Source organism: Dyella sp. (assembly GCF_035277725.1).
In the GTDB taxonomy this organism is placed as follows: Bacteria; Pseudomonadota; Gammaproteobacteria; order Xanthomonadales; family Rhodanobacteraceae; genus Dyella_B.
Genome location: NZ_DATEJY010000007.1, coordinates 1 through 12,618 on the forward strand (window position 1 = coordinate 1; position 12,618 = coordinate 12,618).

The 12,618-nt window shown below is 62.2% G+C and carries 14 protein-coding genes; 9 read left to right on the forward strand and 5 right to left on the reverse strand.

Annotated features, from left to right (window positions below; genetic code table 11):
• Both VJR68_RS00490 and VJR68_RS00495 read left to right on the forward strand, forming a co-directional pair.
• On the forward strand, positions 1 to 462 hold a 462-nt coding region (locus VJR68_RS00490), incomplete at its 5' end, for an aconitase family protein (RefSeq protein WP_324145585.1).
• Between the two features lie 84 nt (positions 463 to 546).
• Positions 547 to 1,443 (forward strand): LysR family transcriptional regulator, encoded by an 897-nt coding sequence (locus VJR68_RS00495; protein ID WP_324145586.1) that lies wholly within the window; start codon positions 547 to 549, stop codon positions 1,441 to 1,443.
• 66 nt (positions 1,444 to 1,509) lie between these two features.
• Here VJR68_RS00495 and hflD read toward each other — a convergent pair whose 3' ends face one another.
• The 3 genes from hflD to VJR68_RS00510 are packed head-to-tail and all read right to left on the reverse strand — an operon-like array spanning position 1,510 to position 3,750.
• Positions 1,510 to 2,124, reverse strand: a complete 615-nt coding sequence (gene hflD, locus VJR68_RS00500; protein ID WP_324145595.1) for a high frequency lysogenization protein HflD — start codon at positions 2,122 to 2,124, stop codon at positions 1,510 to 1,512.
• 10 nt (positions 2,125 to 2,134) lie between these two features.
• Positions 2,135 to 3,262 (reverse strand): tRNA 2-thiouridine(34) synthase MnmA, encoded by a 1,128-nt coding sequence (gene mnmA, locus VJR68_RS00505; RefSeq protein ID WP_324145587.1) that lies wholly within the window; start codon positions 3,260 to 3,262, stop codon positions 2,135 to 2,137.
• Positions 3,259 to 3,750 (reverse strand): NUDIX hydrolase, encoded by a 492-nt coding sequence (locus VJR68_RS00510; RefSeq protein ID WP_324145588.1) that lies wholly within the window; start codon positions 3,748 to 3,750, stop codon positions 3,259 to 3,261. The genes mnmA and VJR68_RS00510 overlap by 4 nt, the downstream gene beginning before the upstream one ends.
• Positions 3,751 to 3,886: 136 nt before the next feature.
• Here VJR68_RS00510 and clpS point away from each other — a divergent pair, with 136 nt between their 5' ends.
• Entirely contained in the window at positions 3,887 to 4,213 is a 327-nt protein-coding gene (gene clpS / locus VJR68_RS00515; RefSeq protein WP_188796280.1) for an ATP-dependent Clp protease adapter ClpS, read from the forward strand.
• A 121-nt stretch (positions 4,214 to 4,334) separates the two neighbouring features.
• Positions 4,335 to 6,605 carry an ATP-dependent Clp protease ATP-binding subunit ClpA gene (clpA, locus tag VJR68_RS00520; RefSeq protein WP_324145589.1) on the forward strand — a complete coding sequence of 757 codons (2,271 nt, stop codon included), beginning with the start codon at positions 4,335 to 4,337 and terminating at the stop codon, positions 6,603 to 6,605.
• 72 nt (positions 6,606 to 6,677) lie between these two features.
• Here clpA and infA read toward each other — a convergent pair whose 3' ends face one another.
• Positions 6,678 to 6,896 carry a translation initiation factor IF-1 gene (infA, locus tag VJR68_RS00525; RefSeq protein WP_126686694.1) on the reverse strand — a complete coding sequence of 73 codons (219 nt, stop codon included), beginning with the start codon at positions 6,894 to 6,896 and terminating at the stop codon, positions 6,678 to 6,680.
• 112 nt (positions 6,897 to 7,008) lie between these two features.
• Positions 7,009 to 7,287 carry a polyhydroxyalkanoic acid system family protein gene (locus VJR68_RS00530; RefSeq protein WP_324145590.1) on the reverse strand — a complete coding sequence of 93 codons (279 nt, stop codon included), beginning with the start codon at positions 7,285 to 7,287 and terminating at the stop codon, positions 7,009 to 7,011.
• A gap of 100 nt (positions 7,288 to 7,387) precedes the next feature.
• Here VJR68_RS00530 and VJR68_RS00535 point away from each other — a divergent pair, with 100 nt between their 5' ends.
• From VJR68_RS00535 to kdsB, 5 genes are all read left to right on the forward strand, one after another.
• Complete coding sequence (locus VJR68_RS00535; RefSeq protein WP_324145591.1) at positions 7,388 to 8,161, forward strand: FHA domain-containing protein; 774 nt, start codon at positions 7,388 to 7,390, stop codon at positions 8,159 to 8,161.
• Positions 8,162 to 8,218: 57 nt separating this feature from the next.
• Positions 8,219 to 9,304 (forward strand): 3-phosphoserine/phosphohydroxythreonine transaminase, encoded by a 1,086-nt coding sequence (serC, locus tag VJR68_RS00540; protein WP_324145592.1) that lies wholly within the window; start codon positions 8,219 to 8,221, stop codon positions 9,302 to 9,304.
• A 38-nt stretch (positions 9,305 to 9,342) separates the two neighbouring features.
• Positions 9,343 to 10,431: a prephenate dehydratase gene (pheA, locus tag VJR68_RS00545; protein ID WP_324145593.1), complete on the forward strand. Its 1,089-nt coding sequence runs from the start codon at positions 9,343 to 9,345 to the stop codon at positions 10,429 to 10,431.
• Positions 10,428 to 11,735 carry a 3-phosphoshikimate 1-carboxyvinyltransferase gene (aroA, locus tag VJR68_RS00550; protein ID WP_324145594.1) on the forward strand — a complete coding sequence of 436 codons (1,308 nt, stop codon included), beginning with the start codon at positions 10,428 to 10,430 and terminating at the stop codon, positions 11,733 to 11,735. The genes pheA and aroA overlap by 4 nt, the downstream gene beginning before the upstream one ends.
• A gap of 148 nt (positions 11,736 to 11,883) precedes the next feature.
• Positions 11,884 to 12,618, forward strand: a 735-nt coding sequence (gene kdsB / locus VJR68_RS00555) for a 3-deoxy-manno-octulosonate cytidylyltransferase (protein ID WP_324145596.1), incomplete at its 3' end; no start/stop codon positions are given.

The window sequence follows — 12,618 nt, forward strand, 5'->3', positions numbered from 1 at the left end:
GGTTCGTGCATGACCAACATCGGCCATTTCCGCGCGGCATCGAAACTGCTGGAAGGCAAGCGCGATATCCCGACGCGCCTGTGGGTAGCACCGCCGACCAAGATGGACCAGAAGCAGCTCACCGAAGAAGGCCATTACGGCGTGCTCGGCACGGCCGGTGCGCGCATGGAAATGCCGGGCTGCTCGCTGTGCATGGGCAACCAGGCGCAGGCACGCGAAGGCGCTACGGTGTTCTCCACCTCCACGCGCAACTTCCCGAACCGCCTGGGCAAAAACACCAATGTGTACCTGGGTTCGGCGGAGCTTGCTGCCATCTGCTCGCGCCTCGGTCGCATCCCGACGCGCGAGGAGTACCTGGCCGATATCGGCGTGATCAATGCGAATGGCGACAAGATCTACCGCTACATGAACTTCGACCAGATCGCTGACTTCAAGGAAGTGGCCGATACCGTCGACGCGTAAGCGTGTTTGGAGCATGACAAGAAGCCCGGCCAAGTGTCGGGCTTCGTCGTTTATGCTTGGCTGAAACGCATTCGAGGCGACGGGATGATTTCCAGCCACTTATCTGCCGTGTCATTCCGCGACCTGATCCTGGTGCAGGCCGTGCATCGCCATGGCAGCTTCAACAGCGCCGCGCGCGCGATGCATATCAGTGCATCCGGCCTCTCGCATCAGGTGCAGAAAGTGGAGCAGGCGCTTGGCGCGCCGTTGTTCGAGCGTGGCGGACGGCGCGTGGTGCCGACCGCGGGTGGGCAGCGTCTACTGGAGCAGATCGATGCGGTGCTGCTCGCTGCCGAACATTTACAGCAAGCCGCGCGTGCCGGCGAGACCGCTTTTGGTGGCGAACTGCGCTTGGGCGTATTGGCCACGCTCGGGCCGTATTTGTTGCCGCACCTGATCGAACCGTTTCCGCAGCATTTTCCCGGTGCGCGACTGAGTTTGTCGGAAGGCAAGCCGCGCGGTTTGCTGCGCCGGCTGCACGAGGGCGAACTCGATGCGGTGCTGGCGCCACCCGCATCGTCGTTGAGTGGCATCGTGATGTGCCCGCTGTTCTTCGAGCCTTGGGAAGTACTGTTGCGTGCCGATCATCCCTTGGCCGGCAAACGCACCGTTTCCATGGAACAACTGGATGCCAGTCAGGCGATCCTGATGGCGGAAAGTCACGCCGACGGCGAAGGTTATGTGCAGGATGTGAGCCTGGAAAGCCTGGCCGCGCTGGTGACGTTGCGCGGCGGGCATGCGCTGGTGCCTGCGCTGGCGCACGATCGTCTGGCATCGATGCCGGATATTGCGTTGGCGAAAATCAAAGGAGAGGCGCCTGGAAGGGAGATTGCGCTGTATTGGCGCGAGGCCTCGCCGTGGCATGGCGATTTGCAGGCGTTCGCAGAGCTGTTGCGCAAGCTGGCAAGACAACGGCCGGGCCTGCGCCTGATCGAAGCGTAGGTTAGGGTGCGAACCCCAACACCGTGATGCCCATGTACGCCGCCATGTTGGGGTTTGCACCCCAACCTACAGGGTTGTGCCGGTGAGCAGGCCGCGTGCCAGCATCGTGCATTGGCGACGATGCAACAGCATCTGCCACTGCCGTCCGCCAATCTGCCGCCACAACACGGCGGAACGCACTGCGGCCAGCAAGCTCGCACGCACCCGCTCCACCAGCACAGGCTGCTGCAGCCATTGCGGATTGCCAGTCACCATCACACGCGGCCTGAGCGTGGACAGCGTGCCGGCGTACAACTCGGCCAGACGGCTGAATACCTGCGGCGAATTCAAGCCGAAATGATCCACCTGGCGCTTGGTAGACACGATGCCTTGCTGTAGTTGCTCCAGCAGGTCCTTGTGGTGCGCCAGGCTGCGCTCCAGGCGCATGATGGTGACCACCATGCGCGTGATGGCCATATCGCGGCCGTTTTCGTCCAACTGGGCGATCAGCGTGCGCAGCCCCAGGCGTATGCCCGAGACGTTGCCGTACACGCCGACCACCGATGGCGCATCGATGCGGAACACGCTGGCGAGGCTGGCGTCGAGAGCCAGGTCATCGCAACGCCCTTCATTGGCCAATTGATGCGCCAGGGCGGAGGCCTGGAACAGTCCGGCCAGGGCCAGCACACGTTCCTCATTGATGGCAAACACTTCAAACACGCTGCGGTATTCCCTGTGCAGTTTCTTGAATCAAGCCGCCATAGGCAGCGTCAGTGGCGGCGATCACCGCGCCGCCCAGGCATTCGTCGCCGGCGTAGAACACCACCGACTGGCCGGGTGTCACGGCGCGCTGCGGTTCGTCGAACCGCACCTCCAGCCGGTCATTGTCTACTGACACCACGCAAGCCTGATCGTGCTGTCGGTAACGGGTCTTGGCTGTGCAGCGAAATTCCCGGGCTGGCGGCGCGCCAGCCACCCAGTTAGCTGTTTCGGCGGTGAGCCGGCGGGACTGAAGCCACTCGTTCTCGCCGCCTTGGGCCACGTAGAGCACGTTCCGGGCGACATCCTTGCCCACTACGTACCAGGGCTCGCCGCCGGCATTTTGACGCCCGCCGATACCAAGGCCGTTGCGCTGGCCGAGGGTGTAATACATCACGCCTTGGTGCTCGCCGATCAGGCGGCCGTCCGGGCTGCGCATCTCGCCGGGACGGGCAGGGATGTATTGCGTCAGAAACTGACGGAAATCGCGCTCTCCGATAAAGCAGATGCCGGTGGAGTCCTTCTTCGCGTGGGTAGGCAACGCGGCGGCGCGCGCCATCTCACGCACCTGCGATTTTTCAATCTCGCCGACCGGGAACAGCGTGGCAGCCAATTGGTCCTGCCCGAGGGCATGCAGAAAGTAGGTTTGATCCTTGCCGGCATCGACCGCCCGCAGCAGGCGGTAACGGCCGTCCGGGCGATCCACGCGTGCGTAGTGGCCGGTCGCGATCTTTTCCGCGCCCAGGGCGCGGGCCTCATCCAGGAAGGTCTTGAACTTGATTTCGCGATTACACAGCACGTCGGGATTGGGTGTACGACCGGCGCGGTATTCGGCCAGGAAGTGCTCGAACACGCCATCCCAGTATTCCCCGGCAAAATTACGCGCGTGGAAGGGGATACCCAGCCGGCCGCAGACAGCCACGGCGTCCTTGCGGTCCGCGTCGGCGGTGCAGGGGCCGTTGCGGTCGTCTTCCTCCCAGTTCTGCATGAACAGGCCTTCCACCGCATAGCCGGCCTGTTGCAGCAGCAGCGCGGCCACGGAGGAATCCACGCCGCCGGAAATGCCCAGCATCACTTTCATGACACTGCCCCACCCGGCATCAGGCTGGTCACAATCGACAGCGGCAGCCGCTGCCCGGCCAGCCACTCGTCAATGCTCATCAACACCATGGGGCTGCGCAGGCGTTCGCCCAGGGCGGCAATTTCTGCACGCGTCAGCCAAAGCGCGCGGCGGACGCCCGCGTCGAGGGGCTGCTGCGGATCGTGCGTTAATGGTTTGGCGGCAAAGGTGAAACGCACGATCACATCGCCATGTTCCGTGCTGCGCCACTGATGCACGCCAACCAGATGGGTCAAGGCCACGGTCCAGCCGGTTTCCTCACCTGTTTCGCGCACGGCGGCTTGTTGCAGGCTTTCGAAGTCGTCCAGATGGGCCGCCGGCTGGTTATAAGCGACAGAACCGTTGACATCTTCTTCAACCATCAGGTAGCGGTCGCGATCGGCCACGACGCAAGCAACGGTCACATGCGGACGCCATACGTCATGGCTGGAGTTGCCGGATATTGTCATCTGGGAGTCAAAAAAAGAGGGAAGGAGGCACTGGAAATGGCGTTATTGTGCCATTACCTCAAGCGCACCCGCCGGGTAGCAAAATCATCCCGAGGCGTATACTGCAGACGAACAGGCCCGAATCCACTTTTAGAGCATGGCGAACGAATCCGAACACGAACACGGCAGTGGCCATGGGCTCACCGTCGAAGTATCGAAACCCGAGGTGGCGCGTCCGCCTTTGTTTCAGGTATTGCTGCTGAATGACGACTTCACACCGATGGACTTCGTGGTCGAAGTGCTTCGGATGTTCTTTGGCATGGATCAGGAGAAAGCTGTACAGATCATGTTGCACGTACACACTCGCGGTAAGGGCGTGTGCGGGGTGTTCACGCGGGAGGTGGCAGAAACTAAGGTCACTCAGGTGAACGAGTATTCACGTGCCAACCAGCATCCTCTGTTATGCACGATGGAAAAGGTTTGAGGAACTGTTCAAATTTTTGTCAAGGCGGTTCGCGCGCTGCGATATTGATCAGGCCCTTTTGGCCCCCATCTTGCATCCATCGCGGTGAAGCCGCCCAACATTAGCAGTGGAGTAGGTCCGGATGTTCAGCAAGGATCTCGAAGTCACCATCGGCCAGTGCTACAAGCAGGCCCGCGAGCAACGCCACGAGTTCATGACCGTGGAACACCTGCTGCTCGCCCTCACGGAAAACCAGTCAGCGCTGGGCGCCTTGCGCGCCTGCGGCGCGGACCTTCCGCGACTGACCCATGAGCTGGAAAAGATCATCGCCGAGACCGTGCCGGTGCTGCCGCACGGTGACGAGCGCGATACGCAGCCCACGCTGGGATTCCAGCGCGTACTGCAGCGCGCGGTGTACCACGTGCAGTCTTCCGGCCGTAAGGAAGTCACCGGCGCCAACGTGCTGGTGGCGATCTTCGGCGAAAAGGATTCGCATGCGGTGTATTTCCTGCACCAGCAGGAAATCACGCGCCTGGACGTGGTCAATTACATCTCGCACGGCATCGCCAAGATCGGCGACGAGCCCTCCAGCAGCATTTCCGGCAGCGAACGCGATGCCGAGGAAGGTGGCGAGGGCAAGGGCAATCCGCTCAGCGAGTACGCCACCAACCTCAACGAACTGGCGCTGGAAGGCAAGATCGATCCGCTGATCGGGCGCCAGGACGAGATCGAACGCACCATTCAGGTGCTATGCCGCCGCCGCAAGAACAATCCGCTTTACGTCGGCGAAGCCGGCGTGGGCAAAACTGCCCTGGCTGAAGGCCTGGCCAAGCGCATCGTCGACGGCGAAGTGCCGGAAGTGCTGGAAAACGCCACCATCTGGGCGTTGGACCTGGGTGCGCTGGTGGCTGGCACCAAATACCGCGGCGATTTCGAGAAGCGCCTGAAAGCCGTCATCAGCCAACTGAAGAAGCAGCCGGGCGCGGTGCTCTTCATCGACGAGATTCACACCATCATCGGCGCCGGCTCCGCCTCCGGCGGCACCATGGACGCCAGCAACCTGATCAAGCCGATGCTGGCCTCCGGTGAGCTGCGCTGCATCGGTTCCACCACCTTCCAGGAATTCCGCGGCATCTTCGAAAAAGATCGCGCACTCGCTCGCCGCTTCCAGAAGATCGACGTGGTTGAGCCGAGCGTGGCCGAGAGCCTGGAAATCCTCAAGGGTTTGAAGACCCGTTTCGAAGAACACCACAACGTGTCCTACACGCTCGAAGCGCTCAAGGCTGCGGTGGATCTGTCGGTGAAGCACATCCCCGACCGCCTGCTGCCGGACAAGGCCATCGACGTGATCGACGAAGCCGGCGCACGCCAGCGCTTGCTGCCCGTCGAACAGCGCACCGGCAAGGTGGACGTGCCCGAGGTGGAATACATCGTCGCCAAGATGGCGCGCATCCCGGCCAAGCAGGTCTCGGCGTCCGACCGCGACGTACTGAAGAACCTGGAGCGCAATCTCAAGATGGTGGTGTTCGGGCAAGACCCGGCCATCGAAGCGCTGGCGGCATCCATCAAGATGGCGCGTTCCGGCCTGGCCGACCCGACCAAGCCGATCGGCTGCTTCCTGCTTGCCGGCCCCACCGGCGTGGGCAAGACGGAAGTGACCAAGCAGCTGGCCATGCAGCTTGGCATCGAGATGATCCGCTTCGACATGTCCGAGTACATGGAGGCGCATTCGGTATCGCGCCTGGTCGGTGCGCCTCCGGGCTACGTGGGTTTCGATCAGGGTGGTCTGCTTACGGAAGCGGTCACCAAGCATCCGCATGCGGTGCTGCTGCTGGACGAGATCGAGAAGGCGCATCCGGATGTGTTCAACATCCTGCTGCAGGTGATGGACCGCGGCGTGCTGACCGATACCAACGGCCGCGAAGCGAACTTCAAGAACGTGATCGTGGTGATGACTACCAATGCCGGCGCCCAGCAGGCCTCTCGCCGCAGCATCGGCTTCGTGAAGCAGAACCACTCGATGGATTCGATGGAAGTGATCCGCCGTACCTTCACCCCGGAGTTCCGCAATCGCCTGGATGCGATCATCCAGTTCACCCCGCTGGACTTCGACCACATTCTGCGCGTGGTCGACAAGTTCTTGATCGAGCTGGAAGCGCAACTCAGCGAGAAGCATGTTTCGCTGGACGTGGATGCCGATGCCCGCCGCTGGTTGGCCGAACATGGCTTCGATCCGCAGATGGGCGCCCGTCCGATGGCACGCGTGATCCAGGAGAAGATCAAGCGTGTGCTGGCCGACGAACTGCTGTTCGGCAAGTTGGCCGAGGGTGGCAAGGTCAGCCTGAGCGTAAAGGATGGCGAGCTGGCGGTAAGCACGGAAGCCGCCGAACCGGTACCGGCAACGATCTCCTGAGGAGATCGTTCGCCACAACAAAAAAAGCCGCGCCTGTGCAGCGCGGCTTTTTTTATGGAAATACCGTGACGCTTATTTCATGCGGTAGGTAATGCGGCCCTTGGTCAGGTCGTAGGGTGTCATTTCCACCTTGACCTTGTCGCCGGTGAGGATGCGAATGTAATGCTTGCGCATACGGCCGGAGATATGGGCAATCACGACATGGCCGTTTTCAAGCTTTACTCGAAACATGGTATTGGGCAGGGTCTCGATGACCGTACCATCCATTTCAATGACGTCGTCTTTGGCCATGCGTTCCGGGAGATGTGCGCGAGCCACCATGGCCGCGTAAGCCATCCATTATGCCACGTAACCGGGACGGGTCAAAGAAAATGGCTTCCGACCCGATATCGCTGACAGGCACTCAGCTGAAATGCTCGTCCAGCTTGCGGCGGATTTCCTGCTCGATCATGCCTTTGAGCGGCGACAACAGCATACCGAGCTCTGCGCTCACGTGGATTTCATCGGCGGCAATCGCGATCTTGCCGCTGATACCCGAGCGCTGGAAGACGAGGGTGCTGTCGCTCTGCCATTGCGTGGTCACCTGGAACTTCTCCCGCATGCGTGCGGCCACGTGCTCGATCACGGCGTGGGCTTCGGTGGCTGACAGGCGATGCGGACGGTGGATGTCGATGCTGGGCATGATGGTGCTCAAACAGATGAACTGCGCATCATAAACGCAAATACTGTCGATATTTTCTACGCATCTGCTAGAGTCCCGCCGTCACTTTGCCGAACCTTTCATGCGCATCGAGTTTCCCAACTCCACCAGGACTGATTTCAGCTGGAATCAGGCGCTGTTGCGCATCGGCAGCGATTCCGACAATGACCTGGTGCTGGCTGCCGGCCAAGTCGCCGCCCATCATCTGCGCATCAGTTTGGACAAGCGTGGCTGGGTGCTCGACGTATTGCCCGATGCCACCCGCATTTACGTCAATGCACGCCCGGTACGCGAGCGCGCCATTCTTCGCGCTGGCGATACCTTGAGCGTGGGCGATTGCCGCATGTTGCTCTGTGCGGATGAAGCCCCGGTTGCACGCACCTCACCTGACATGCTCGAGCAGGAGCGCTGCACGGTCGCCTTGCGCGCCGTCGCCGGCCCGCTGTCCGGCCAGGTGCTGCCCCTGTCGGATCGCCTGGAACTGGGGCCGCAAGGGCGCATCCCCCTCGATCTGCCGCAAGGCGAAGCTGCCACCGTGATGATTTTCTGGCGTGATGGCCAGTTGCGCATGGAAAGCAGCCAGCCGGTCGATGGACGCTATCCAGTACGAGTCAACGGCACCGCCGTGCAGCAGACCGTGTTGCTACCCGGTGACCAGATCGGCATCGGCATGCACCGCTTTCTGATCGACGCGCCAGGCCTGGAACCCGAGCCGGAAATCGTGCTGCCGCCGGAACCCGCCGAACCGTTGCCAGAGGATACGGCTGGCCCGCGCGGGGAGGTCTGGTGGCTGATCGCTACCGCAGCCGTGCTGGCCTTAGGCATAGCGCTCCTATTGTTGTTACACGCACATTGACGTTTGGTTGCTGCGTCGCGGCATAATGCGGCGATCCCTCAAGACAGGAACCGGTGCGTGAGCAGGGTTTGGAATTTCAGCGCAGGTCCGGCGGCGTTGCCGTTGCCGGTGCTCGAACGTGCGCAGCGCGAGCTGCTGGATTGGAACGGCAGCGGCGCCTCGGTGATGGAGCAATCCCATCGCGGCAAGCGTTTCATTGCCATGGCGCAGCAGGTGGAAGCAGATCTGCGTCACCTGATGAACATTCCCGACCACTACGCCGTGCTGTTCGAGCAGGGCGGGGCGACGCAGCACTTCGCGCAAATTCCCATGAACCTCGCGCGCGAAGGGGATAGCGCGGATTACATCATCACCGGCCACTGGAGCGAGAAAGCCGCCAACGAAGCTGTGCCGTACGCGCGCGTCAACGTGGCCGCCACCAGCAAAGCCGACAGCTTTCTGCGCATGCCGGCGCGCGAGACATGGCAGCTTGATCCCAAGGCCGCCTACGTGCACATAGCCACCAACGAGACCATCCACGGCGTGCAGTTCAAGCAGGTGCCCGAGGTGGGCGACGTACCGCTGGTGGCCGATATGTCGTCGGACATTCTCTCCGGTCCTGTCGACGTCAGCCGCTATGGGTTGATCTATGCCGGCGCGCAGAAAAACATCGGTCCTTCCGGCCTCGTGCTGATCATCATCCGCCGCGATCTGCTCGATCGGCCCATGCGCCCGACGGCGAAGATCTTCCGCTATGCCGAACACGCGGCCAATGATTCGATGCTTAATACTCCCAACACCTGGGGCTGGTACCTGGCCGGGCTGACCTTTGAGTGGTTGAAGGACAACGGCGGCCTCGCCGCGATGGCCGAACGCAATCGCCAGAAGTCGGAACTGCTTTACGCCACCATCGACGGCTCCGACGGTTACTACCGCAATCCCATCGATCCACCGGTTCGCTCGCGCATGAATGTGCCGTTTACCTTGCATGACAGCGTGCTCGACGCGGCGTTTCTGCAGGAATCGGAAACGGCCGGATTGATGGCGCTGAAAGGCCACAAGGCGCTGGGCGGCATGCGTGCATCGCTGTACAACGCCGTGCCGCTGGAGGCCGTACACGCGCTGGTGGATTTCATGCACGACTTCGCGCGCCGGCACGGCTGATACACTGCTAGCCATATTTACGTCTGGACATCCATCGCATGAACGAACCGAAGCTATCGCTGGTGCAGGTGCGTGACCGCATCGACAGCATCGACCGGCAGATCCAGGAGCTGATCTCCGAGCGCGCCAACTGGGCCCGGGAAGTGGCCAAGGTGAAGGGCGAGGGGCTTTCGGCAATCGACTATTACCGTCCGGAACGCGAGGCGCACGTGTTGCGCATGGTGGTGGACCGCAATCACGGTCCGCTGTCTGATGCCGAGATGGTGCGGCTGTTCCGCGAGATCATGTCCTCCTGCCTGGCGCAGGAAGACCCGCTCAAGGTCGGCTACCTCGGTCCCGAGGGCACCTTCAGCGAACAAGCCGTGCGCAAGCATTTCGGTCATGCCGCGTATGGATTGCCACTCGGCAGCATCGAAGAAGTATTCCAGGAAGTCGCCGCCGGTCACGCGGATTTTGGCGTGGTGCCAGTGGAGAATTCCGGGCAGGGCATGATCCAGGTGACGCTGGACATGTTCCTCACTTCCGAAGCACGCATCTGCGGTGAAGTGGAATTGCGCGTGCATCAATGCCTGCTGTCGCAGCGCGATTCGCTGGAAAGCATCAAACAGGTCTACGGCCATGCGCAGTCCCTGCAGCAATGCAAAACCTGGTTGCGCGTCAACCTGCCGAATGCGGAATGCATTGCCGTGCAAAGCAATGCGGAGGGCGCACGCCTGGCGCGTCACGCCGATGATGCCGCGGCCATTGCCGGCGCCATCGCCGCGAAAGTCTATGGTTTGAAGATCGTGGCCCAGGCGATCGAGGATCGCGCCGACAACACCACCCGCTTCCTGGTGATCGGCCGCTCGCTGTTTCCATCGTCGGGCAACGACCGCACTTCGCTTTTGATTACCGTCAACGACAAACCGGGCGCGCTCTACGAAATCCTGAGCCCGTTCGCCAAACATGGGGTCAGCTTGAACCGCATCGAATCGCGCCCGGCGCACACCGGGAAATGGCAATACGCCTTCTTTATCGACGTTTCCGGCCATATCGACGACGCGCCGTTGCAGGCAGCCTTGAAAGACATGGGGCCGCATGCGGCGCAAGTGCGTGTGCTTGGCGCTTACCCGGTGGCGTTGCCATGAGCGGTACGCAACGCCTCGATTGGGTGAGTCGGCCGGCAAAGGCAGTGCATGGCGACGTGGTAGTGCCGGGCGACAAGTCGGTCTCGCATCGCTCGATGATGCTGTCGGCCATTGCCGAAGGCACCTCGCATATCCGCGGTTTCCTGGAAGGGGAAGATACGCGCGCAACGGCTGCCGTGTTGGCGCAGTTAGGTGTGCGAATCGAAGCGCCATCGTCCGGCGAGCGCATCGTGCATGGCGTCGGCTTGCATGGCTTGCGTGCATCGAGCCAACCGCTCGACTGCGGCAATGCCGGCACCGGGATGCGCCTGCTGGCCGGCCTGCTGGCAGGTCAGGCGTTCGACAGCACGTTGATCGGTGACGAATCGCTTTCCAAGCGCCCCATGCGCCGCGTCACCGAGCCGTTGGCAACGATGGGCGCGAAGATCGATACGCCAGATGGCTTGCCGCCGTTGCACGTGCGCGGCGGTCGCAAACTGCATGGCATCCGCTACGAGTTGCCGGTGGCCAGCGCACAGGTGAAATCCGCACTATTGTTGGCTGGCCTGTATGCCGAAGGCAGCACGGAAGTGTTTGAGCCGCATCCCACGCGCGATTACACCGAACGCATGTTGCAGGCCTTCGGCTGGCCGATCGAGTTTTCGCCCGGCCATGCCAAGCTTGAAGGCGGCCATCGTTTGCAGGCCACGGATGTCGTGGTGCCGGCGGATTTTTCCTCAGCGGCATTCTTCCTGGTGGCAGCCAGCGTTCTGCCGGGTTCCGTGTTGCGCTTGCCGGCGGTGGGTTTGAATCCGCGCCGCACCGGCCTGCTCGAAGCCTTGCGCTTGATGGGTGCTGACATCCGCATCGAAAACCAGGGCGAGAGTGGCGGCGAGGCCGTGGGCGATCTGGTCGTGCATCATGCGCCCTTGCATGGCATCGAACTGCCGGAAGCGCTGGTGCCGGACATGATCGACGAATTCCCGGCCTTGTTCGTCGCGGCAGCGGTCGCGCAAGGACGCACCGTGGTGCGTGGCGCCGCAGAACTGCGTGTGAAGGAGTCGGACCGCATCGCCACCATGGCGACCGGTCTGCGCGCGCTTGGCGTGCGGATCGAGGAAACGCCGGATGGTGCCATCATCGACGGAGGCGCCATCCAGGGAGGCACAGTGGACAGCCATGGTGATCACCGTATTGCGATGAGCTTCGCCGTGGCGGGATTGGTCGCGCGGGATGCAATCATGATTGGCGATTGCGCGAATGTCGCGACGTCGTTTCCTGGTTTCTTGGAACTGGCCAATAGCTGCGGGTTTGTGCTGGGCTGACGTTTTTCATGCAGCCATGCGTAGGCCGGGTTAGCGCCGCGTAACCCAGCGTGTCGATATCTCCGTGGGCCTGTTGGGTTACGCTGCGCTAACCCAACCTACGCAGCTACGCATTGCTCGCCAGGCGATTCGTCTCCCCATGTCCACTATGTCCAACTTCGTCGTCGCCATTCCTGCCCGCTACGGCTCCACCCGACTGCCGGGCAAGCCCCTGCGCACCATCGGGGGCGTGCCGATGGTTGTGCGCGTGGCACAGCGTGCGCAGCAAGCGGGCGCGATGCAGGTGGTGGTCGCCACGGATGACGAGCGCATCGCCGATGCCTTGGCGACGCAGAACGTTGATGTGTGCATGACCCGCGCCGACCACGCCTCAGGCAGCGATCGCCTTGCCGAGTGCGCCGCGTATTACGGCTGGCCACCTGACACGATCGTGGTGAACCTGCAAGGCGATGAGCCTTTCGCGCCCGCTGCAGGCATTCGCGAAGTGGCTCTCGCACTCGCCGAAGACACCGCGCCCATGGCGACGCTGGCCACACTGATTACCGATGCGCACGAGCTGTTCGATCCCAATGTGGTGAAGCTGGTGCGCTCCTCCAGCGGCCGCGCGCTGTATTTCAGCCGGGCACCGCTGCCATGGGCGCGCGATGCCTTCGCCGCCAACCGCCAGGTGCTGCCGGAAGGCTTGCCGTTCCTGCGCCATATCGGCATCTATGCCTATCGGGCAGGCTTCCTGCAGCAATACACCGGCTTGGCGCGCACCCCCCTGGAGCAGGCCGAGTCATTGGAGCAGTTGCGTGTGCTGGAACATGGCTATGCCATTGCCGTGCGCCTGACGCCGGAACCGTTTCCGCCCGGCATTGATACGGAAGCCGACTTGCAACGC

What these genes read in the sequence shown, in the direction of transcription:
- VJR68_RS00535 (WP_324145591.1), top strand. Translation starts at nt 7,388, where the DNA reads ATGCGCATCGAGTTTCCCAACTCCACCAGGACTGATTTCAGCTGGAAT.
- aroA (WP_324145594.1), top strand. Translation starts at nt 10,428, where the DNA reads ATGAGCGGTACGCAACGCCTCGATTGGGTGAGTCGGCCGGCAAAGGCA.
- mnmA (WP_324145587.1), bottom strand. Translation starts at nt 3,262, where the DNA reads ATGAAAGTGATGCTGGGCATTTCCGGCGGCGTGGATTCCTCCGTGGCC.
- VJR68_RS00530 (WP_324145590.1), bottom strand. Translation starts at nt 7,287, where the DNA reads ATGCCCAGCATCGACATCCACCGTCCGCATCGCCTGTCAGCCACCGAA.
- VJR68_RS00495 (WP_324145586.1), top strand. Translation starts at nt 547, where the DNA reads ATGATTTCCAGCCACTTATCTGCCGTGTCATTCCGCGACCTGATCCTG.
- clpS (WP_188796280.1), top strand. Translation starts at nt 3,887, where the DNA reads ATGGCGAACGAATCCGAACACGAACACGGCAGTGGCCATGGGCTCACC.
- pheA (WP_324145593.1), top strand. Translation starts at nt 9,343, where the DNA reads ATGAACGAACCGAAGCTATCGCTGGTGCAGGTGCGTGACCGCATCGAC.
- VJR68_RS00510 (WP_324145588.1), bottom strand. Translation starts at nt 3,750, where the DNA reads ATGACAATATCCGGCAACTCCAGCCATGACGTATGGCGTCCGCATGTG.
- infA (WP_126686694.1), bottom strand. Translation starts at nt 6,896, where the DNA reads ATGGCCAAAGACGACGTCATTGAAATGGATGGTACGGTCATCGAGACC.
- clpA (WP_324145589.1), top strand. Translation starts at nt 4,335, where the DNA reads ATGTTCAGCAAGGATCTCGAAGTCACCATCGGCCAGTGCTACAAGCAG.